Genomic DNA, 20,535 nt, shown 5'->3' on the forward strand with positions numbered 1-20,535 from the left:
GGTTCTAACTAAATACAAAAACTCCTCTCCAGCACTTGTCGAGTAGACAGGTACTGAAGAGGAGTTTATAGAGAGAATTACATCACAAGTTCTTCTAGGTTTCCAAATAAGACTTTTGTTGATTTCAGCTTGGATTCATTGCCGACAACTGTGAAATAATTTTGTTCCGTCACAGCCTTAAGCAAATCGGCATACTGTCTGATGTCTTCCGGTGTGGTCGACAAGATTTCATCCCGTTCCTGCTGCAGCTCGGCCCCGGTTACCTGTTCAAAATAATGCCGGTCCGCCCGCCGTCCCTGAGCGCTTGGGCTCAGCGGCTGGTCCAACATGGACAGGGTGCCGATAATTGCTTTGGTCATCTCGTCGGCATCCGCTTCATATCCTTCGGTGAATCGGTACGCCTGATCATAAACCTCCAGCGTCTCCTGCAAATTGGGATCACGGTAGGAAGTGAACATCAATATCCCATCTCTGCGCAGCATCAGGCTGCCGCCATAAGCTCCGCCCTTCACGCGCACGGCATTCCACAGATAGGTGAGGCTCATGATTTTTTTGAGCACCTGCATTTTGCCGGAATACGTAAATCCTAGCTTGTTGAAGTCGTAGCCTTTAACCACATATTGCACCTGGCTGGAAGACATAAAACCTTCATTATCCGCATGCCCCTGCGCCGTAATCTTAGGTTTATTCACCACTGGCCGATCCTGAATATCCAGCTTCGCTACATTAGCGGCGAATTCTTCATACAAATCAGGGGTACCCGTCACGCTGATGATTAAATTCTGTTTATTGAATAAAACCGTACAGATATCCTTCAGCGTGTCTGCCACCTCAGCTCCCTGCTGATCGATCTTCTCGGCAAGCTCACGGATAAAGCGGTAATAGGCCACGCCACCCTGTTGTTCCTGATACGCTCCCATGTCCGAAAAATAAGACATCAGGCGGCTGGCCGCGATTTCATTACCTTTTTGATTCAGGACGGATTCCATCTGTGAGGCTTCCCGCCGGACGATTTCCTGTAGCTTCGTCAAGTTATCGAGCGCGCTGGTATAGAGCATCTCACGCAGCAGATCCAGCGATTCGCCAATATGCCCCGCCATCACCTTAACCTGCGCAGTGAATTTAGGCTGATAACTGGCCCCAGTATCTTTTGCAGCGCCAAAGATCTCATTTTTGAAATGAATGCCTCCGGTTTTGATCCCAATTTCACTAGTGAGCTCTTCAATGCTGTAAGAAGCTGTCTCCATTTGGCCCAATACCTCTGCCAGCAGCACAAGATAAGGAATTTGCTCAGGAGCCACAACACTCGTATCCCAATAAAACTTGCAGTACGCAATCTTTTGAGTAGATACGTCATGGTGGATCAGCTTTAGACCCTCAAGGTTATATTCATGGGATGGCACCTGAGGTTCAGCACTGCGGTTAATGTCCTGTAGAGATAAACTTGGCAGCTTCTGCAAATCCTCGGTTGCATCTGCACGACCTTGCCGCGCCAGAAGATGCTGTGTACTCTGCACAAGCTGCTCCAGCTGGTCTGGTTGCTGTGATGATTTGTATTCACTTAATTGACGCTGGGTGCTCGCTTCCTTGTCGGCTGCAATCGTCTTGGACGGGTTCAGCACCACCAGACTGCAATGATCACTGTTCAGTAAGTAGACCTCAATCAGCTTCTCAAAATAACGATCCGTTATCTTTTCCCGAATGGTAGTGAATACCTCTTCATAAAGCATATGAGTAGACGGCTGACCGTCATAGAGCCAGGACTTCATCACTTCGATATTGTAAGTAAGTCCCTTTGGATATCGGCTAAAGTCCGCTTCCCGCAGCTCAAATTCCTTGCTGTTGACCGCCGCCAGCACCAGCTTCTCATCCAGCCCGTTCTTAACCAAGCTGCTTAATGTGGTCTTCACCAGCTCCACGAAGGCATCTTTGGCGGAGGCGTTCGAATGTGTCAGGGTAATGCCAAGCAGCGGCTGAACCATACTGTCGGAATAAAAAGCAAAGGCATCTTTACCCAGACCGCTTTCCAGCAGGGCTTGCTTAAGCGGAGCTGCATTGCTGTCCATCAGCATGCTTTTCAAAATATCAAAAGCCAGATTCAGTTCCCGATCCGTAGAGGTTCCAATTACATAGTTCAGACTCAAATAAGTTTTGTCGTCGGCCGTTTCTGCTTCCAGAATCGGATAATCCGCTACCAGCTCCGTCATTCCGGTAGGCTGTTGTAGGGGAATGGAGGTATCAAAGCTGTTTTTTTCATAACGGCTAAGGTATTCCTGGTCTATAAATTGCAGCTTCTCTTCAATAGAGACGTCTCCGTACAGATAAAAATAACTGTTGGACGGATGATAATAATTGCTGTGCGCCTCAAGAAATTGCTCATACGTAAGCGCAGGAATCTCCTGCGGATCTCCACCTGAAGAATGACGGTAAATCGTGTCTGGATACAACGACTTTTTGATCCTGTCCATCAGTACCGTAAACGGCGAGGAATAGGAACCCTTCATCTCGTTGTAAACCACGCCTTTATAGATCAGCTCAGCTTCTGTTTGCTGAAGCTCGTAATGCCAGCCCTCTTGCTCAAAAATCTCCTTTTGCTTATAAATATTCGGCTGAAAAACACTATCCAGGTAGACCTCCATCAGATTGGAGAAATCCTGCTCATTCCGGCTCGCCACCGGATACATCGTCTTATCCCCAAACGTAAATGCGTTCAGGAATGTCTGCATCGAACCCTTTAGCAATTCTACAAAAGGTTCCTTCACCGGATATTTCTCCGAACCACATAATACAGAATGCTCCAAAATATGAAAGACCCCTGTACTATCTTCAGGCGGGGTCCTGAAGCTCACGCTGAATACCTTGTTGTCATCCTGATTCTGCACGAAAAGCAGCCTGGCGCCGCTCTTCAGATGTTCCATCGTGAATACGGCGGAATCGATCTCCCGGATAAATTCCTCATTAACGACCTGAAATCCATAATATATATTGCCTGTGATCAAGCGGCTCATAGATTTGCCTCCTCTGCACTGGATGTGATAACTCTATCTGAAGCTTATCATATCCCTGGACGTTTATTCCATTAATAGAAGGCTTCCGGGATTAATTTCTGCAGTCTGACTAAAATTGCCGCTGCCTGCTCACGCACCAGAATCTGCTTTGGATCGAAGCGGCCCCCGCTGCCGGTCATTACTTCATGTTCATTCACGGCCTGAATCGCCTGGCGGCTCGCCTCTGACAAACTGGAAGTATCGGCAAACTTCACACGGTCCGGGCTGCCGTACGTAGACAACCGGGCGGCTTTGGTTACCATAACCGCCGCTTCTTCCCGCGTAATACCGCGGTCCGGCTCGAACTTACCGGTTGGAGAGCTGATAATGCCCAGCTCCTCAGCCTTGGCGATGGTACGGCTGTACCATTTGTCCGCCGGAACATCCTTAAAGCTAGAAGTGGCCTTGGCATCGGGGAACTCATGCAATAGCCGCAGCAGCAGGGTCAGAAATTCAGCCCGGGTCAGCTTCTGCTTAGGAGCCAGCACATTTCCGCTGGCACTCACGCCCTGAATATATCCGCTGCTGAGCGCTGTTGCGATATCCAAACGTGCCCAAGCTGCGACTTTATTGGCATCCGTAAAGCTGGCCAATTCCGGGGAAGAGACATGCAGCGCAAACGTCCGTTTGGAAAGTGCTGGAGCGGCATCTTTACGGTATTTGGTGACTTGCACAGGATAGACACCGGGCTTCATGCCGGCAAATGACACCTTTCCCGTGCTGTCAGCCACTACGCTTTTTCCTTGAAGTGTCACAGTAGCGCCGAAAGCCGGAAGACCGCCCAGCTGACCGTTTGACTTGGTGATATGGAGGGAAAACGGCATATTGGCGCTTGCGTATCCACCCATTTCCTGGCCGTTTTTATCTTTCCATTTCACTTCCATCCGGTCAAGCAGTTCTGTATCGTCCGCGTAGTAAACAAGCAGCTGATCCCCATTGCCTATCGTCAGTCTGTACGGGCTATTCTCAGGATACATCCATGCACTGCCCCCGCTGAATACAGCAATCTTCCATTCTCCGCGTCCATTGTATCGCCCGTTCTGAATCCCCTCGATAGCTGTGAAGGCCGGTTTAGCTGCATCCGCATTCAGCTTATACGCCAGACCCTTCGCCTGTAAAAAAGCTGCCGCTGCCTTCACAGCATCTCCGCCAACAATATGCCCCCCGGCAACGGTGCCACCGGGTCCTTCGACCTGAATTGTTGCCCGGTCAAGTCCAGCATGATGCAGTCCGCTATACAGCATGCCAGCCTGCTTGGACAGCAGCTTATAGGAAGTCAGGGCAAGATAGGCTTGCACAGTTGCGGGACTATCGTTTCCTCCGCCTGCTGTCTGCGCAAAGCCGCCACCCGGGAGCTTCCGCGCTAGCAAATGGTCCAGCAGCGAGGCTCCGCCTTCCTTGGTGAAATCTGCTGCATCGACTCCCTGCGAGGATAAAGCAACAATCACCTGCGCTGTCGTCGCAGTTTTACCATCGAACCCTCCATCTAGCTGCTGCTTGCTCTTAAGCCACAACAAAGCCTTCTCGATCGGCTGCGCTGTTTGTTCTGAACTCACTTCCGAAGCAAGTGCGGTTAGTACCCAGGCAGTAGCTACCAGATCTCCTTGCTTCTGCCCGGCCAGCGGCCAGCTGCCGTCCGCTAGCTGCATATCAAGCAGCTGATAAAACAACAAATCGGGGTAACGGTTTGTCCGCTCCAATGAATTTGAAATGGAATTCTTCGAGGTAATATAGGCGGCTGCTACCGCTGCTGCCCCTTCCGAATCAATTCCGTCATGATTCATCAGGAATGGATAAAGATCAATACCAGCGATGTTGTTGATGTTGCCCCCCGCAGCACTGTAAGCCAGCGCTGTTCGAGTTAGCTCTGCCACCTTGGTGAACTTGCCCCGCTGTTCCAGAATCTTATCGGCAGTCTGCTCCAGATATCCCTTGGGCAGACTGCGCCCATTCTTGAAGAAACCTACGGCTGCTTCGTCCGGGAATGGCTGTATCGTCAGCAGCACATTCTGTGCCCCTTCCAAGGCACTCTGCATCTCCGCTGTGAATACCGCGGTTGTCTTTTGTGCCGGAGACGGCTCCGCCATTACCCTGCCACTCAGCAATACAAGCAAAATACATAATGCGGTAAGTGTAACCTTCCTTATAGTCCGGTTTATGGGTGTAGCTCTCATATTCATTCTCCTCCAATGTAGTTTGCTAGAACTTTATAAGTTAGACGCTGCAAACTGGGATTTAGTTCCTGAATATGTTGTAATATGTAGCTTCATCCAGCTATGAATTAAAAAAAGACCGCACTGCTACCCGCTTACACGATAGCCCTACGATCTTTTCAAAACTCTTATTCTACCTGAGCAAACCCCAGCTCACGGTATAATGTCCGCTCCAGATAATCGTGAAGATAGAAGCGGGATTTCACAAAATGCTCCGCCATATCGGATGGCTGGTAACGCTCCAAAGCCGCTTTCATGCGAGGCAAAACGTTCTCACGTCCGCGGCGATTTCGCATGTAATTGTTCAGCAGCGAGTGCCTTTCCGCTTCGTCTCCCGGATAGAGCTCCCAGCGGTAGACATATTTGTGGATCGCCCGCGAACGGTCCGTCGCCGCTTCAAAATCATGCATAATGGCAATCAGCTCTGCTTCATCCTTATGATCCTTCACCTTGTCCAACAGCTTCCAGATAACATCATAATAATCTTCCAGCTGATAATTCCCGAGCTGAGCGTGACCTGTTCTAGGACCGATGCCATGAAACTGCTCCATGAATCGATCGATAAATGTTGCTGAGTCCGCTTTACGGTTCCAGGCCAAATCGGCGTGCAGCAGCATCGGATACCACGTCGTTTCAAAGATCCCATAAGGAACACCAAGGCTGAACGGCCCTGTCCAGTTCGTGGCGACGATGCAACCGAGGTCCAGCTTATCCGCTGTCTCCGCCCATTGGAGCAGATTATCCGTCCGGTTCAATAGTACCGGATAATTCTGATGTTCAGCCCAGTCAAAGCTGCGAACCGCCGGTGCTCCCATAACCTCGATGCCTAGTGACCTGAATTTATCCGCAAGAGAAGAAACCTCAGCTTCAATATTACGTCCGTTGTATATCCAGATCATCGCTGCACTCCGCTTATCCAGCTTTGCCAGTTCCTCCGGCGGGCATTTGTCCAGCATGTCATGCCAGAAAATCACTTTTTTACCACGGCTGGCTGTAAATTCAATCAAAGTGTTCAAAAAAGCGATAAAAGCCCGCTCCCGTACCCCTCCGAACAACGTTTTACAGCGTTCGCATTCACATAAGCTGTACACCTCGTCGCAGCCGAGGTGAATATAACGGGAATCCGGATGAGCATCCATCATCTCCTGTAACAGATCGGTAATCAGCTCGAAGGATTCCGGATGCGATGGACAGATCTCCCCGAGGGATAACTCCGTTTCGCGCAAGTGCCGCCAAGCGTCGTGGCGGAGTACATACTCCAGATGCCCGAAACTCTGCTGCAGCGGAATGATCTCAATAAAATATTCATGGGCTGTACGTTTCAGTTCCTCTAGCTGTGTGAGGCTTAACGAATGCTGAGGATGCACGAATTCCGGGTACTTCTGGAACGGGAATTTATCTTCGTATTCAATCAGAACTGCATTCGTTTTATACCGGGCAAAATCCGCCAAATACGATAGCAGCAGCTCTGGCTTGGAAAATGTCTGGCGAAGATCAAAGTTCATCACCCGCAAGGTAGTGTCAGGCCAGTCCGTGATAGACACAGCAGGAACTTCCCCTACTGACTTAAGCAGTTGTAGTAACGTTTGTAGCCCGTAAAACAGACCCGGCGCATCCAGTGCACGGATTACCACCCGGCGCTCCGACACCTCCAGCCTGTACCCTTCCGCCCGGCCGTTAAGCAATTTCAGATCCACTTCATCTGGCTGTGCTCCTTTCGTTTCTGGCTGCGAGAGACTCTGAAGAATAAGTGAATATCCTTTTCCCGAGATAACATGTGTACATTCCAGCTCCGGAAACGAGCGGCGGCAATGAACCACTAGTCTCGGATCATGCTGCTCCATGTAGAGGCTCAGGCTTACATCCTCGCTGAACTCAAAAGCTTCGCCCTCTTTCACTTGGATCTGCTTCGGTTGCGGTATCAAGCTCTGCATCGTTCTCCTCCTAATCTTTGCTGTAATTAATTACTGCAAGCCTTGCTATGACCCTTTTTCCAGCATTCCAGCACGGTAAGTGTCCTGTCGTCATAGCAGAAGCTCACGAGATCGGCAGGTGCTCCAGCCCTAAGCCCTGCCGCCTGCTCCAGCCCCAGCAAAGTAGCCGGATGAGCAGAAGCACAATCCCAGGCTTCATCCAGCCGGGCTAATCCAGCCTCCGCAAGATAGGCCACCTGATCTGGAAGCATCATGGCGGAACCTGCAAGCAGCTGCTGATTGCCAGCCAGATGCAGCCGCCCTTCTGCTGTTAATACAACCTCTCCACCAATGTGCAGGTGATAAGTTCCCGGCGGCATTCCGCTCAGTGATACAGCATCGCTGACCAAGATGGTGCGGCTGCGCTTCATCCGTAGGATTACTTTCAACAGAGCGGGTGGTAAATGTTGACCATCTGCAATCATACAGCCGTATAGTTCATCCGCCGCCAGCTGCTCCCACAAATAGTTGGGATGACGGGGCAACGTCAGATGTGTGCCATTGCCGAGATGCGTAGACATCACCGCTCCTGCGGCAACCGCCTCCCTAATCTGCTCGGGGGAAGCTGCCGTATGCCCTATAGAAACAAGGATGCCTGATTCACTGCACCGGGCGATAAATGCAGCGGCGTTTGGCCATTCCGGGGAGACGGTGAGGATACGGATAAGCCCTTCAGCCGCTTCTTGCCAGCGGCATAACCTATCCCAATCCGGCGGGCCAATATGTTCCCTTGGATGGGCGCCGCGCGGACCCTCTTCTGGTGACAGAAAGGGACCTTCCAAATGAATTCCTACAATCCCCCCAGCATCTTCCGGATACAGCGAAGCGGCTTCTGCAATGGCAGAGACCGCTTGAGCCAGCGCTTCTTTGCCATTAGTAATCAGAGTTGGACAATAGCTGGTTACCCCGTTTCCTATCAGAAGTCGGGACAGTTCCAATACCGTTGCAGGCTGTAAAGGCAGCGTGTTGAGATCCAGCCCCCAGCCCCCGTTCACTTGCAGATCCACCAACCCGGGTGCCAGCCAGGGCCAATCGGCCCTGGCTGGACTCTCCGCAAGTTCGATGACCGAAGTGATTCGCCCCTGCTCAACACTTACCTCAACCGGCAGCCCAGTTTTATAGTGCTTTCCCTTAATTGGCGCGTTCATAGGCCGAAGGCAGCCCGATCCGTGAACATCGTGATCTCCGGATGGGTGCGCAGAATAGTAGCTGGACATGCCGTGCTGATCGAATCATGAAGTGCCGCGTGTAAAGCCTTGCGTTTGGACACTCCCGGTACAATTCCGTACAGGTGACGGCCAGCCAGCAAGGCTGGTACCGTAAGCGTCAGCGCATGGGTTGGCACCTCGTCCAGCGAGGTAAAACAACCGTCATTCACCTGCTGGCGGCGGCAGGCTTCCTCCAGTTCGACCGCTTTGACCAGCTGCGGGTCGGTAAAATTAGCGACTGGCGGATCATTAAACGCGATATGCCCGTTTTCCCCGATCCCGAGGCAAACGATATCAATAGGCGCCTCGCTCAACAAAGCCGAATATCTCTGGCATTCCTGCACCACATCAGCGGCGAGACCATCCAGCAGTTCTACCCGGCCAGGGTTAACCCGACTGTATAGACGATCTGTCAAAAAACGGCCGAACCGCTGGGGAGCCGAAGCCGCAAGGCCGATGTATTCATCCATATGAAAAGCATTGACCCGGGACCAATCCATCCCCTGCTCCCGAACCAGCCTCTCGTACAGTTCATTTTGCGAAGGTGCGGCAGCAAACACAATTCGGACCTGACGCGCAGAATCTTGAAGCAAAGCTCTAATTTTCTGCGCGACCTGCGATGCCGCCGCAGCGCCCATCAGGTTACGATCTTCGTAAACCTGAACGGACATCTGCTCTACTCTGTGTGTCTCTAAAGGCTTAATGATGTCATTCATCCCGCTCATCCTTTCCGGGCAACTATTGTCCTTGGCACCAGACAGATTAATTCCCGTTTAACTGAATGTTCTGAACACGGTCGTAAGCTTCCCTATAAGTAGCCAGCAGCTTATCCACGCCGAGATTGTTCATCTCCTCCACATATTTGTCCCAGTCGGCCAGCTTTCGGGAGCCGGTAACAAACTTGGCAAAGCTTTCATCGCGGTGTTTTTGGATCGCCTGGCCGGTAATCGCAATAATTTCATTCTCTTTCTCCGTAAATGCAGGCCGTGGCTGCATCATGGACGGATCATATTTCGTCGCTTCTTCAAAGGCGTACTTCAAATTGTCTGAGAACAACGACAGATGTGCACCAAAGTCGATCCAGGTGTACGTTCCGCTAGTCTGAAGTCCTGTCTGTTTCCGCATTTCGATCACATCGTTGTACTCTGGTTTGAACTTGATCGTGTCGCCTTCCTTCACATATGTCTCACCCTCCACGCCCCAGCTGCTGAGCGTACGTCCCTCTTCGGAATAGAAAAAGTCCATATAACTCATCACATCATCGATGTTCTTCGAGGTTGAAGCCACGGTTAGGCCACCTTCCATATAATGAAAATACGGGTTCAGTTGCTTGCCGCCGGCAATGCCCGCTGGAGGAGCCATGAACTGCATGTTGAACTCCGGATTTTCCTGCTGCATCGCATTGTTAAAAAAATCGATCCGGCTGATGTAATCAATGGTCACAAACGATTTGCCCGTGGACACCATGTCCTGCCATTGCTTAGTTTGCAGAGATAGAAAGTCGGGCGGAATCAGCCCTTCGTCATAAAATATTTTCCACATACCAACCATTTCCTTGTAACTCTCTTCCGTGGGTCCAAAAAGCCACTCTTTTTTATCAAAATCATAATAAGCCCCTTCACCCGTCCCGTAATTCACTGTCATATTGGCATTCATTTCATCGGGAATTTGTCCGTAGCGGATCGAAAGCGGATAGCTGTCTGGATATTTCGCCTTCAAGGTTTTTAGAGCTGTATGCAGCTCCTCATATGTGGCTGGTGCCTGGATTCCTTCTTTGTCAAAAATGTCTTTACGGTATAACCAGATCATGCGGTTCGTCTCGCCAAAGCCCTGATTCGGGAACATATACATTTTGCCATCAGCAGACAGTGCAGCCTTCGCTTCCTGTGGATACTGCTTTACCCAGGCGGTCAGATTCGGCATTTTGTCCATATACTCCATCAAATCCACCAACGCACCCTGTTGCCCGAATTTATTCGATTCTTTGCGGTTAGGCATATACATCAGATCCGGCATTGCCTTCGAGGCAATCGCCAGGTTCAAGCTCTCTTCAAGCTTTCCGGAAGGGGTCTGTACCTCGAGTGTGACACCGGTTTTCTCTTTCAGCCAGCTCCAAATAGGCCAGCTTTTCGAATAAGGGAACGTAGCATTGTTGTCTAAGAGCGCAGTGAAGGTTTTTTCCGTTTTGGACGAATCAGCAGGTGAAGCGGTACTGCTGCCCTGAGTATTACTCTGCGGCGAGGTGTCATTGCCCCCTCCGCTGCAGCCAGTTACTACGGTTGCTGCAATCATCAGTGGCAGCAGTACAGATTTCCATTTATTCATTACGATCTCTCCCTTATTCTGAATTTGTGACGGTTCCACCCGCCTCAGCCTTTAACCGCGCCAATCATGGCCCCCTTAACGAAGTACTTCTGCACAAATGGATACACAATCAGAATCGGAAGCGTCGAGACCATAATCGTCGCGTACTTCAGCGATTCTTCTATCACCATGTTGTCACCTCCAATGCTAGTAACATCTCCCGAGCTAGCACTGCCAGCCAGCACCAGATTGCGCAACAGAACTTGCAGCGGGAACAAATCCGGTGAGCGCAGGTAGAGCAGCGGGTAAATAAAGTTATTCCACATGCCAACCGCGTAAAAGAGCGCTATGGTGGCGAAGGAAGCCTTGGAAAGCGGAACAATAATACGGATAAATATGCCGATATCATTCAGACCGTCGATGCGGCCAGACTCCTCCAGCTCTTTAGGAATGCCGGAGAAAAAGGTCCGCATCAGAATCAGATTCCAAGTGCTAACCGCACCCGGCAGCACCATGCCCCATACGGTATCGACCATATCCAGGGAGCGAACCACGAGGAACGTGGGAATCATTCCTCCGCTGAAAAACATCGTCACCACAATCAACAGGGTGAAGCTCTTGCGCAGCGCCATATCACTGCGTGAGAGTGCATAGGCACCCGTGGAGGTGACTACCAGCGAGATAAGGGTGCCAAGCACGGTGTAAATGAGTGTATTTTTGTAAGCCACCCAGATTTGCGAATCTCCGAGTACAAGCTTATACATATTCAGGTTAAATCCCTTAGGCCAAAAAGAAACGGTATTCTTCATGACATGCACATCACTACTGAGAGAGACAGCGAGCATATGCAGGAACGGATAAAGCGTGACCACCACAACCACGAGAAGGATAAAAGTGCTCACGACATTAAACCAGGATAAACGGGGTGATCTCATCACCACACCTCTTTTCTACCATAAACTTGTCTCGCTTACACGACGGCTGATGTAATTTGCTGTATAGATGAAGATCAAGCTAATCACGCCCATAAAAAGATCAATAGAAGCGCCATAGCTGAAGTTCCCCTGCACCATACCCACCCTATAGACATAAGTACTGATAATATCCGCTGTGTCGTAGATCGCCGGGTTCTGCATCAGGAACACCTTCTCGAAGCCAATCTCGAGCACTTTACCGATATTAAGAATCAAGGTGATCACGATGGCGGGTGAAATGCCGGGCAAGGTGACATGCCATATTTTACGCATGCGGCTGGCTCCGTCCATATCAGCAGCTTCATACAGCTGCGGGTCGATAGCGGTCAACGCGGCCAAGTAGATAATAGTCTCCCAGCCGATATGCTGCCAGATCTCCGACAGGACATAAATACCGCGGAACAATCCAGGTTCATTCATGAAATTGATCGGTCCAATCCCTATGGCACCAAGCAGATTATTAATCAGCCCTCCGGTTGGGGATAAAAACATGATCACCATACTGGCTACAATGACATTTGAGATAAAATGTGGAAGATAGCTGACGGTCTGCACAACTCGTTTGAAAGCAGCCTTGCGCACCTCATTAAGCAGAATCGCCAGTAGAATGGGTGCCGGGAAGCCAAAAAACAGCTTATATAAACCAAGCAGAAAAGTGTTTTTCATCAGCGGCCAAAAATCGGGATTCTCTATAAACATCCTGTAATATTTGAGTCCCACCCAATCACTGGCCCAAATCCCTTTAAAAAGATTGTAATCCTTGAAAGTGATAACTAATCCAAACATCGGTGCATAGCGGAAGATCAAATAATACAACAGGCACGGCAGGAACAGCAGCCAGAGCGCCTTGTTTTTATTCCAAGTTCGAAGGATTCCCGCTTTGTGGCGTTGAGGTCGTTGGGGTCGCCGGTGCACTTTCTTTCGCATTTTGTCCTGCACTACGCTAGCTTGAGCCATATGCATGTCTCCTCTTGTTAAAATGATCATAAATCATATAGATGTCAGATTACTTCCCCCTTTTTCCTGGGATTTGTCTCCGAATTATAGCTGCATTTCTTTGGAAAGCGCTATCTACATGTTATATAACATTTCGCCTTAACTGCGGATTTCCATAGAATAGCGTACAAATCAGCAAAATTGCATATTGTTGGTGTTAGCTTTTTGCCGCTATGATAGAATTAATCCAATTCATTTACGGGTGCATCCAAAGGGGGATACATATGAAGGGATCCGTTACAGGCAAATTTGCGCTGAATGCCCTGTTCGTTAAGCTGATGCTAAGCTTCCTCAGTGTCATCTTGATTTTGGCATCATTTAATCTGTTCTCCCATCTGTATTTAAGCGGCAAAATCTATAAGGAGATGATCCGGCAAAATGAGCTAGGCCTCGCACAAACGGTCGAAGGCTACGAAAATCATTTCCGGTTGACTCAGAACATGATTCTTGCCCTCACCCAATCCGATTCATGGACTGCCAATCTGGGCATTCTAAGCCACCTCAAAGAGAACCGACGATATGATATCCCGGCAGAAGTGATATCGGATCTCTCAACGCTGTATGCTAATCCTTTTCTGCATATCGAAAATTTCATTCTTTATTTTAAAAAGGAAAATTATGTACTGGAGAGGGAGGGCCTAAGCAGCGCCGCAGATATGTTCGGTAAATACTACTTCAGTGCAGAATACCCTCCGGAGTACTGGAGCCGGCAAACGATGGACAATCAATTTTTAAAAGTCATGCCCGCCGTAACCTTTACCGAGAAAACCATACATTCCACCCGTACGCTCGGAAGGTTAATGCCAGTGCTGGTCAAAGCGATTCCTTATGAGGAAGTGTACGGCATTGTCATGCTGAATCCGCAGCTGATGCAGGCCGCCTACGGAGATGCCGGCAATACCCCGTTCTATATCCTGGATGCGCAGAAGAATCTATTGTTCTCTACATCAGAGGGTAAACTGCAAACAAGCCAGCTTCCGGAAAGTGGCAATGCCCATGAGCGGGTCGGAGACCAATATTACTTCTATGAAAAAGGTAAACAGACTGGATTCACCTATATCCGAGTGACCCAGGTGGCGGCTATTGCTGCGGAAATGCGGGGGATGCAGCTATTGCTGGCTGTATTGCTCTCTGCCGCAGTACTGATCAGTGTTCTCTCATCCCTAATCTTCAGCCACCGGCTTAACCAACCGCTCCAGCGCCTGATTGCCGCCTTGGACCGTAAGGCAGGCAGCCGGCCTGAAAAATTGAGCAGTGTGAAGGAATTCGCCATTATCGGCGACCGCCTGAGCTCCATTTTGGAGAGTAACCGCTTCATCCAGACCGATCTTGATCATAAGAACTCACTGGTGCGCCAATATGCCTATACTCATAAAGTGAAAAATATCCCGCTGAGTAAAAGCCTCGCGGAGCTTGAAGATGTAAGGCAATCCGAACAGCCCTATGCCTCCATTCTGTTCAAGGTCAGCTTCAAAACCTTACCGGACGAATTGGAGAAACACACACTGATGTTATGGAAGCTGGTTCAAAACTTGATCACTGGTGGTGAAAGCGAAAGCGTCGCACTCCAGCCGGAACATGATCAGCTCATGCTGCTCCTGTTCAATCCCGGACCGCAGAGCAGTTTTCTGCAGGCTCTTGATACCCTTAAGGAGCTGCTGGATTCGGAGACATCCTTATATCTGACTATTGCTGTAAGTCCGGTATATTCAGGCGAAACCTCATTTACCGATGCCTACAATAATCTATCAATGTTGTTAAATGAGCGTAGATTGAACGGGGAAACACAAATTATCGTAGAACCTAGAGCCTCATCCGCCAAATCCTTTCATTTAAAGGTGACACACGGAGAGGAGCTGCACAATCTGCTGCAGTCTGCCAATGAGGAGGCTGTATTCGCTTGGTTGGATCGTCAGCTGGAGCAGCTGCAGCACAAGGACGCAGCGGCGGCGGATTTTCGGGCATTTGCCTTGGGAGCAGCGGAACAGACGAGCAAAACGGTGACGAGGCTGAATCTGCCCCAAGCGGAGCGTCTCTTACCACCCCCACTAGAGCCATTTAACGCTTTCCACTCAATGGATCAATACAAGGAATGGCTGCGTGATCTGGTTCGTCCTGTGCTCGTGGTCATCAGTAGCCGCTCGGAGTCGCGCGACCCCATTATCAGCTTTGTGCTGGATTACTTAGACAAACATTACGGCGAGGACATCAACCTCAACCTAGTAGCAGACAAGTTAAATTTAACTCCAGGTTACCTGTCCAGCATTTTTAAAGAGAAAACAAACATCAACTTCAGTGAATATCTGAACAATCTGCGGATTGAGCAGGCCAAAGAGCTGCTAATGAATCTGGAACTGCGGATTCAGGATATCGCGCTTCAGGTCGGTTATCAGAACGTAAATTCCTTCATCCGTATGTTCAAACGTTGTGCCGGAATAACTCCGGGCGAATACCGCAAGCGCTATTCCCGTGATGATTCACTCCCCTCCTCCGGCCTTGGCTTGTAAAGAGGCTACATTGCAGAGGAGAGGACAAAAAAGGCCCCCCCATTGGCTGGGGGCCTTTTTGTTGTAAAGATTTGCAATCAGAATCCCGTTTTCGGAATCTCCATTGGCATAATATTATAGGGTGCTGTCCTCCCCGTCCGCACCTGATACATCTGGTCATGGGCCTTTTTCGCTGCTTGCACGAAAGTTTCATATGGACGGTTGCAGACATCCACTACACCGATTTGATAGTTTTCTCCGTCATAACGTCCGAGCACAGGCTGATCATTCCATTGAAAATAATGAACTCCGATGAGCTGCGGGATAGCTGCCCCCTGCTCCACATAATAACGGTAAGCCTCACCGCGCTCCTTCTGGGTTGCCACCGCACGGATCCCATAAGCCAACATGCCGCCTTCAGCCGCACCAAAATGATATTCCCCAATCATGACTGGTTTGTTCAGTCGTCCGCTGATCTGGGCGATCTGTTCCTTGTCAGGACTGAACTGATAGCAGTTCATAGAGAATACATCAAACCATTCGCAGCCCTCCAGCACCTCATCACTGCCAACCCAGGCATAACGCATTCCCAAATTCAGATGATTCGGATCCGTCTGCTTGCAAAGACGGGCTGGCACTTCTACATACCGTCGAATCATGATCCGGTTAAACTGGTTATAATCCACTTCTCGGGCAGAAGTGAGATTATCCCCGGTTACATTCACATTCGATACATCGTATAAATCCTCGAATTCTTCAAAAACGCTATCCCACGCCATGTTTAATCGTTCCACTGTTTTGTACTTTTCTGCAAGCCAGCGAATGAATTCCTTCTTACTGGCATAACGGACCGGAGATTTCAGCATCTGCCCGGTCAAATTCAACCCATCCACGAATGCCCAATGCGGCTCATTACGCATGAAATAACCGACCATTCTCTGGTCTTCCCTTAATGGAAGAAGCTGCTCCGCAAAGCTCCCGGCATTCCGCTCATACTCCGGGCTAAACACATCGGGGAAATCCCGGAAAATAGTCTGCTCCGTCATAGGAAAGTCCACTAGAGGATAAACATACGGAAGCTGGGATTCGTTGATAAATCTATCATTAGACCAGTTACCAATGGTGTTGAATCCCCATTGTTGTAAGCGAAAATCCGTCATAGCCACCCAGTTAGAGCGCCACTCCGCCCCAAAAGCAGTGATCAGATTAGCAATCTCGAAGCTGAATTCCTCGCCATCCTGTGACCAAGCTTCTTGATAGATTCCTTCCCGCTCCGGCAATGAGGGTATCAAGTGTTCCATGCCAGTTACATGCATAGAACAAGCTGGACCCACACAGTCCATCCCCGTACTGAACAGGGCATAACCCTCTGGATCAACGAACCACCAGCGGCTGCCGTCAAACTCCGTGCGGAAATATCCAGTTGCCGCGAATCTCAGCGCCTTCCAACCTCCGTACCTGCTGAGGTCACCTCCATTGTGATCAGCTTGTGCCGCAAGTTGCCGCTCTGTGCGCAGCCGATCCGTCAACGCTTCTGCATCAACCGTTTTCCCTGGCCAACCCCTTCCCTTTAATTGGCCCAGATCATCTATATATGGTTGCTGTTCATACTCAAAGACGGGCTCAATTAGACTTAGAGCCAAGCCACTAATTTGCACAGCTCTACTTGTTGTTGAAGGGAGAGTAGCGATAGAGAATCGGGTGATATGCTTGCGATCGATGCCTGCATCTCCCCTCAGTACTGTCTGCATCACACCCGGATAACGGGGAAGGAACAGCTTCTCACCATTTAAATGAATCAAGGGTAAACAAATTTCGGTGCGCACACCAGGTAAAATTCCTACATGATAAGTAATGACGCGATGATCCCGATCATAAAAACTGAATAACAGTACCAGAACGTCATGGCTTTCATGGTAAACCTTTGCATTAACGAAACCATAATCGCACCAAGCGGCGGATTCCAGATGCCCTGGCTGAAGCTCAAATCCACCACCTTCTGGTGTAGTGATGAACTGAAACGTCTCAGAGGAAGTCGCAGTAAGTTGTGTATGGGGGTCACTTTTAAACCATTCCATAGGGAAGGAGACAGATAAACTCATCGGTATACCTCTTTTCTCTAAACTGTTTACCTTACTGAAATCAGTTGAAAAAGCTGCGGGTCTGCACCTAGACGGGGATCATGGCAGCGTGTGGATTCAAGAAACACACAACCCCAGCCCCCACGCTGTTCTCCTGCTACGGTAAGAACTCTTCCGTCATTGCTCCCAATAGTCAGTGAACCTGCTTCTGTCTCTGTAAGCAACCATATAAACTGATCTTCGTTGTCACGAATAGGCTCCAGCAGCAAGGAATTCAACGGGCCAATAGATAAGGCCTTTTCACTGTTTCGAATTCTCGCCCTACCCTTCTCCCCGTATTCAACCGTCCATCTCTGCTGCTGATCTTCATACGAAAGCGTCCGGACTTCGACGTTCAGGGTCTCCTCATGTTCAATGGATTGATTTCCCACCGCCAGATAAAGCCCCATTCCTAAGCTTTTCAATCTGAACAGACCACTACCAGAGCCGCATTCCACAGCTACGATTCCCTTCCTAAGGTCAATCACCGTTCGCTCTGCCCAGTCAAGCTTCATTTCCCGGTCAGAAGGAAAGCTGAGCGGCAGAAATACATAGGAAGAGGCATAATAATCCGCAGGGTCCCAGCGATCCCCAACATACAAGTAAGAGCACTGGTCATTGTCTGTTCCTACAATAGGAACTATAAAAGCAGGCTGGCTGTCGTATGTAGTGATGTCGCCCAAAGGCAGCAAGGGTGACCAACGACCAAATAATTCCTCGGACCAGGCATAGGTTCCTTGGTTAGGCAACCAGCCCGTACAGGCGGACGAGATGAGGAAGTATACACCCTGACGTTTCATTAATGCAGGTGCTTCACGCGCTTGTCCGGGCCACAAGGTCTTGACCTGTTCTTCTATGCTGAGGTAATCAGGTGACAGACGATACATAATAAGATCAGCATTTTCCCTTGCCGCGGAGATAAAATAAGCCGTTCCATCGTCATCCTGGAACAAGGTGCAGTCCCGAGACATGTTACCTATCGGATTAAAGCTGCCCCGGTAAACATAATCCCCATCTACCGTCCCGCAATCAGCGATCGCGCAGCGCGCATCAGAGTAGTCGCGTCCATTTTCCCAATGCATCCACATAACAAATCTCCCTGTAAGTTTGTTGTAGAGTACTTTTGGGCGCTCAATTACCGCACCCGTTGGGCGCCCCTCCCTGTCCAAGGGTTCAAGCTCTAATGTGGTGCGATGATAAATCGGCTGTACCGGTGAATCGAGTGTGAGCACATCATTGCGCCATTCCCAATTCACTAGATCCACAGATCGGTAGCAGCTCACTCTCCGCCGATCCATCCGGTTCTCACCAAACCAGTAATAATATCCATCCGTATAGAGCATATGTCCACCATGTGCATGTACAGGATTTCCGCTCATATCCAGAAGTGGAGCGCTATTTAGTAGGGTGACTGTACTCGCATTTTCGTCCATGATTAACCTCCAGAGGATCAGATTTTTAGACAAAAAAGCAGGTCCGGCCAAGGATGACCTTAACTGAACCTGCTGTTCTTGCGAACTTATTTCAATCCCATCTGAGACATCACATCCACCTTGCTAGCATTGTTATACCATTCGTTGATTTCTTCGGAAATTTTCGTACCGCCTTTGTCATGCCATTGCTTCACGAAGTCATCGTACGCAGTTAGCGGCTCTTTGCTGTAAATAATTTTGGTGAAGGTTTCCTTTTCCATCGTATTCAGTTGCTCCCAAGTTGTCTGCATGGTCTTGGTAGGTGGACCGTTAAATGCATTTGGAAGCAGTGACTCTCTATTCTCATAAGAAATCACATATCCCTCTTTGGCTGTTTCATCATTTGATGCCGATCTGATCAAGACCCCATTCTCTGCTTTTGCACCTTTGGAAAGATCATAAAAAGATTTACCTGGACCATCAACACTAGGTGTATTTTTGGTAAAAGCCATTTTACCTACACCTTGAGCGGCATCCAAAGGCGTATTGAATTTTTTGGAATCGAATACCACTTCATCGCCTACGATGTCATAATCATATCCCTGAGCATAACCATATTTGAAATCTCCGGTACCAAATGCTGCATCGTAAAGCTTGTCATAATACAAGAAGAAAGCTTCCATATTGTTAAAGTCTTTATTAAACATAAAGACACCATCGTTCTGTTGACCGGATTGGTAGGTTCGATCCCCACTTACACCATTAATTGTTGGGTAAGCTTTGATTTTAGCCCCTTTTACGTTAGTTTCCACATCTTTAACACTGCCGTACAGCCAAGGACGGCCAATAATAATCCCTGCTTTACCTTCAGTGAAATCCGCCAGTGCATCCCATGCACCCTGTGTAGCCAGCTCCTTATTTAAATACCCTTTGGAGTACCAATCGCGAAGTTTAGCTAACGCATCCTTTGTCCCATCAGCGACGGAACCGTAAGTGAGTTTACCATTGTCGTTATACCATTGGCCGGGGAGACTCTTCCCTGTATAAGCACTAAAAATCATTACAGAGTCGCTTACCCAGCCCGTGTTGTAAGAATCTTTTCCCGAGAAATCAAATCCATAAGTATCATTTTTTCCGTTACCGTCCGGGTCATCATTCGTAAAAGCAGCGATTACCTGTTCAAATTCATCTATATTTGTTGGCGCTTTTAAATTTAATTTATCTAACCAATCTTGACGGATAAGCATGACCTCACCTTCAGTGAGATTGGGCGAGATCGCCATCCCATAAACCTTGCCGTCCTGGATAACCGGGTTGAACGTTGTTGGATATTGTTTATATATTTCTTTCAGACGCTCAGGCATATATTTGTTAATGTCCTCCGCAATATCTTTTACAAGTCCAGATTGAATCAGATCATTTTCTAATGAGGTATCATACACTGGCAAAACATCCGGAAGCTTCTCGGAACCAGTGAGCGCTAAACGAAGTTTCGTATTATATTGGGAGGCATCACCGCCCAAAAGAGTAGTTTGGATGTTAATCCCTAGATTCTCGACACCCCAGCGGGTCAACACATTATCATTTAAGCTCTCCCCGTTGATATATTTACCGGCATTCTCATCTTGTTGCTTGGCGATGTTGATAGTAATAGGAGGATCGTATTTGCCGTCTTTGAGAACCGCTTCTGCCGCAGTAGATTCTTTACCGTTTGAGCCGCAGCCCGCTAGCAATCCTGCCATCAATACAGTAGTCGTTATTAAGGCCCCTGTTTTTTTCATCAATAAGCTCCTTTGAATTAA

At 49.0% G+C, this 20,535-nt stretch carries 12 protein-coding genes; 1 reads left to right on the top strand and 11 read right to left on the bottom strand.

Annotated elements, in window-relative coordinates; genetic code table 11:
- Positions 1 to 77: 77 nt before the first annotated feature.
- From MHI32_RS22600 to MHI32_RS22635, 8 genes are all read right to left on the bottom strand, one after another.
- Positions 78 to 3,008, bottom strand: coding sequence for an insulinase family protein (locus MHI32_RS22600; protein ID WP_076279226.1), 2,931 nt, complete (start codon positions 3,006 to 3,008; stop codon positions 78 to 80).
- 71 nt (positions 3,009 to 3,079) lie between these two features.
- On the bottom strand, positions 3,080 to 5,221 hold the full coding sequence (locus MHI32_RS22605; RefSeq protein ID WP_340010923.1) for an S-layer homology domain-containing protein: 2,142 nt from the start codon (positions 5,219 to 5,221) through the stop codon (positions 3,080 to 3,082).
- Between the two features lie 167 nt (positions 5,222 to 5,388).
- Complete coding sequence (locus MHI32_RS22610; RefSeq protein ID WP_340010926.1) at positions 5,389 to 7,194, bottom strand: DUF4838 domain-containing protein; 1,806 nt, start codon at positions 7,192 to 7,194, stop codon at positions 5,389 to 5,391.
- 26 nt (positions 7,195 to 7,220) lie between these two features.
- Complete coding sequence (locus tag MHI32_RS22615; RefSeq protein ID WP_076130279.1) at positions 7,221 to 8,381, bottom strand: amidohydrolase family protein; 1,161 nt, start codon at positions 8,379 to 8,381, stop codon at positions 7,221 to 7,223.
- Positions 8,378 to 9,157 (bottom strand): glucosamine-6-phosphate deaminase, encoded by a 780-nt coding sequence (locus MHI32_RS22620; protein WP_076130280.1) that lies wholly within the window; start codon positions 9,155 to 9,157, stop codon positions 8,378 to 8,380. The genes MHI32_RS22615 and MHI32_RS22620 overlap by 4 nt, the downstream gene beginning before the upstream one ends.
- Positions 9,158 to 9,203: 46 nt before the next feature.
- Complete coding sequence (locus MHI32_RS22625; protein ID WP_076130281.1) at positions 9,204 to 10,766, bottom strand: extracellular solute-binding protein; 1,563 nt, start codon at positions 10,764 to 10,766, stop codon at positions 9,204 to 9,206.
- 44 nt (positions 10,767 to 10,810) lie between these two features.
- A complete protein-coding gene (locus MHI32_RS22630; RefSeq protein ID WP_076147925.1) occupies positions 10,811 to 11,680 on the bottom strand; it encodes a carbohydrate ABC transporter permease in 870 nt (289 codons plus the stop codon).
- 15 nt (positions 11,681 to 11,695) lie between these two features.
- Positions 11,696 to 12,646 (bottom strand): ABC transporter permease subunit, encoded by a 951-nt coding sequence (locus MHI32_RS22635; RefSeq protein ID WP_051491278.1) that lies wholly within the window; start codon positions 12,644 to 12,646, stop codon positions 11,696 to 11,698.
- Positions 12,647 to 12,939: 293 nt separating this feature from the next.
- On the opposite strand from MHI32_RS22635, the gene MHI32_RS22640 reads away from it, so the two are divergent.
- Positions 12,940 to 15,222, top strand: coding sequence for an AraC family transcriptional regulator (locus MHI32_RS22640; protein ID WP_076281328.1), 2,283 nt, complete (start codon positions 12,940 to 12,942; stop codon positions 15,220 to 15,222).
- 77 nt (positions 15,223 to 15,299) lie between these two features.
- Here the strand turns inward: MHI32_RS22640 and MHI32_RS22645 are convergent, their stop codons facing one another.
- The 3 genes from MHI32_RS22645 to MHI32_RS22655 all read right to left on the bottom strand — a co-directional run bounded on the left by MHI32_RS22645 (position 15,300) and on the right by MHI32_RS22655 (position 20,514).
- Positions 15,300 to 17,303, bottom strand: coding sequence for a beta-galactosidase (locus tag MHI32_RS22645; protein WP_340010930.1), 2,004 nt, complete (start codon positions 17,301 to 17,303; stop codon positions 15,300 to 15,302).
- A 26-nt stretch (positions 17,304 to 17,329) separates the two neighbouring features.
- Positions 17,330 to 18,754 (bottom strand): family 43 glycosylhydrolase, encoded by a 1,425-nt coding sequence (locus MHI32_RS22650; protein WP_340010932.1) that lies wholly within the window; start codon positions 18,752 to 18,754, stop codon positions 17,330 to 17,332.
- Positions 18,755 to 18,840: 86 nt separating this feature from the next.
- The gene (locus MHI32_RS22655; RefSeq protein WP_076147914.1) at positions 18,841 to 20,514 is read right to left on the bottom strand and encodes a hypothetical protein; all 1,674 of its coding nucleotides are present in this window, start codon (positions 20,512 to 20,514) and stop codon (positions 18,841 to 18,843) included.
- Positions 20,515 to 20,535: the final 21 nt, after the last annotated feature.

Origin of the sequence: Paenibacillus sp. FSL H7-0690, from assembly GCF_037980415.1 — a bacterium.
Classification (GTDB): domain Bacteria; phylum Bacillota; class Bacilli; order Paenibacillales; family Paenibacillaceae; genus Paenibacillus_AQ; species Paenibacillus_AQ odorifer.

Bases quoted from the DNA above. Each gene is read 5' to 3' on its own strand.
- MHI32_RS22650 (WP_340010932.1), bottom strand. From the start codon at position 18,754: ATGGACGAAAATGCGAGTACAGTCACCCTACTAAATAGCGCTCCACTT.
- MHI32_RS22625 (WP_076130281.1), bottom strand. From the start codon at position 10,766: ATGAATAAATGGAAATCTGTACTGCTGCCACTGATGATTGCAGCAACC.
- MHI32_RS22655 (WP_076147914.1), bottom strand. From the start codon at position 20,514: ATGAAAAAAACAGGGGCCTTAATAACGACTACTGTATTGATGGCAGGA.
- MHI32_RS22620 (WP_076130280.1), bottom strand. From the start codon at position 9,157: ATGAATGACATCATTAAGCCTTTAGAGACACACAGAGTAGAGCAGATG.
- MHI32_RS22645 (WP_340010930.1), bottom strand. From the start codon at position 17,303: ATGAGTTTATCTGTCTCCTTCCCTATGGAATGGTTTAAAAGTGACCCC.
- MHI32_RS22615 (WP_076130279.1), bottom strand. From the start codon at position 8,381: ATGAACGCGCCAATTAAGGGAAAGCACTATAAAACTGGGCTGCCGGTT.
- MHI32_RS22635 (WP_051491278.1), bottom strand. From the start codon at position 12,646: ATGCGAAAGAAAGTGCACCGGCGACCCCAACGACCTCAACGCCACAAA.
- MHI32_RS22610 (WP_340010926.1), bottom strand. From the start codon at position 7,194: ATGCAGAGCTTGATACCGCAACCGAAGCAGATCCAAGTGAAAGAGGGC.
- MHI32_RS22640 (WP_076281328.1), top strand. From the start codon at position 12,940: ATGAAGGGATCCGTTACAGGCAAATTTGCGCTGAATGCCCTGTTCGTT.
- MHI32_RS22605 (WP_340010923.1), bottom strand. From the start codon at position 5,221: ATGAGAGCTACACCCATAAACCGGACTATAAGGAAGGTTACACTTACC.
- MHI32_RS22630 (WP_076147925.1), bottom strand. From the start codon at position 11,680: ATGAGATCACCCCGTTTATCCTGGTTTAATGTCGTGAGCACTTTTATC.
- MHI32_RS22600 (WP_076279226.1), bottom strand. From the start codon at position 3,008: ATGAGCCGCTTGATCACAGGCAATATATATTATGGATTTCAGGTCGTT.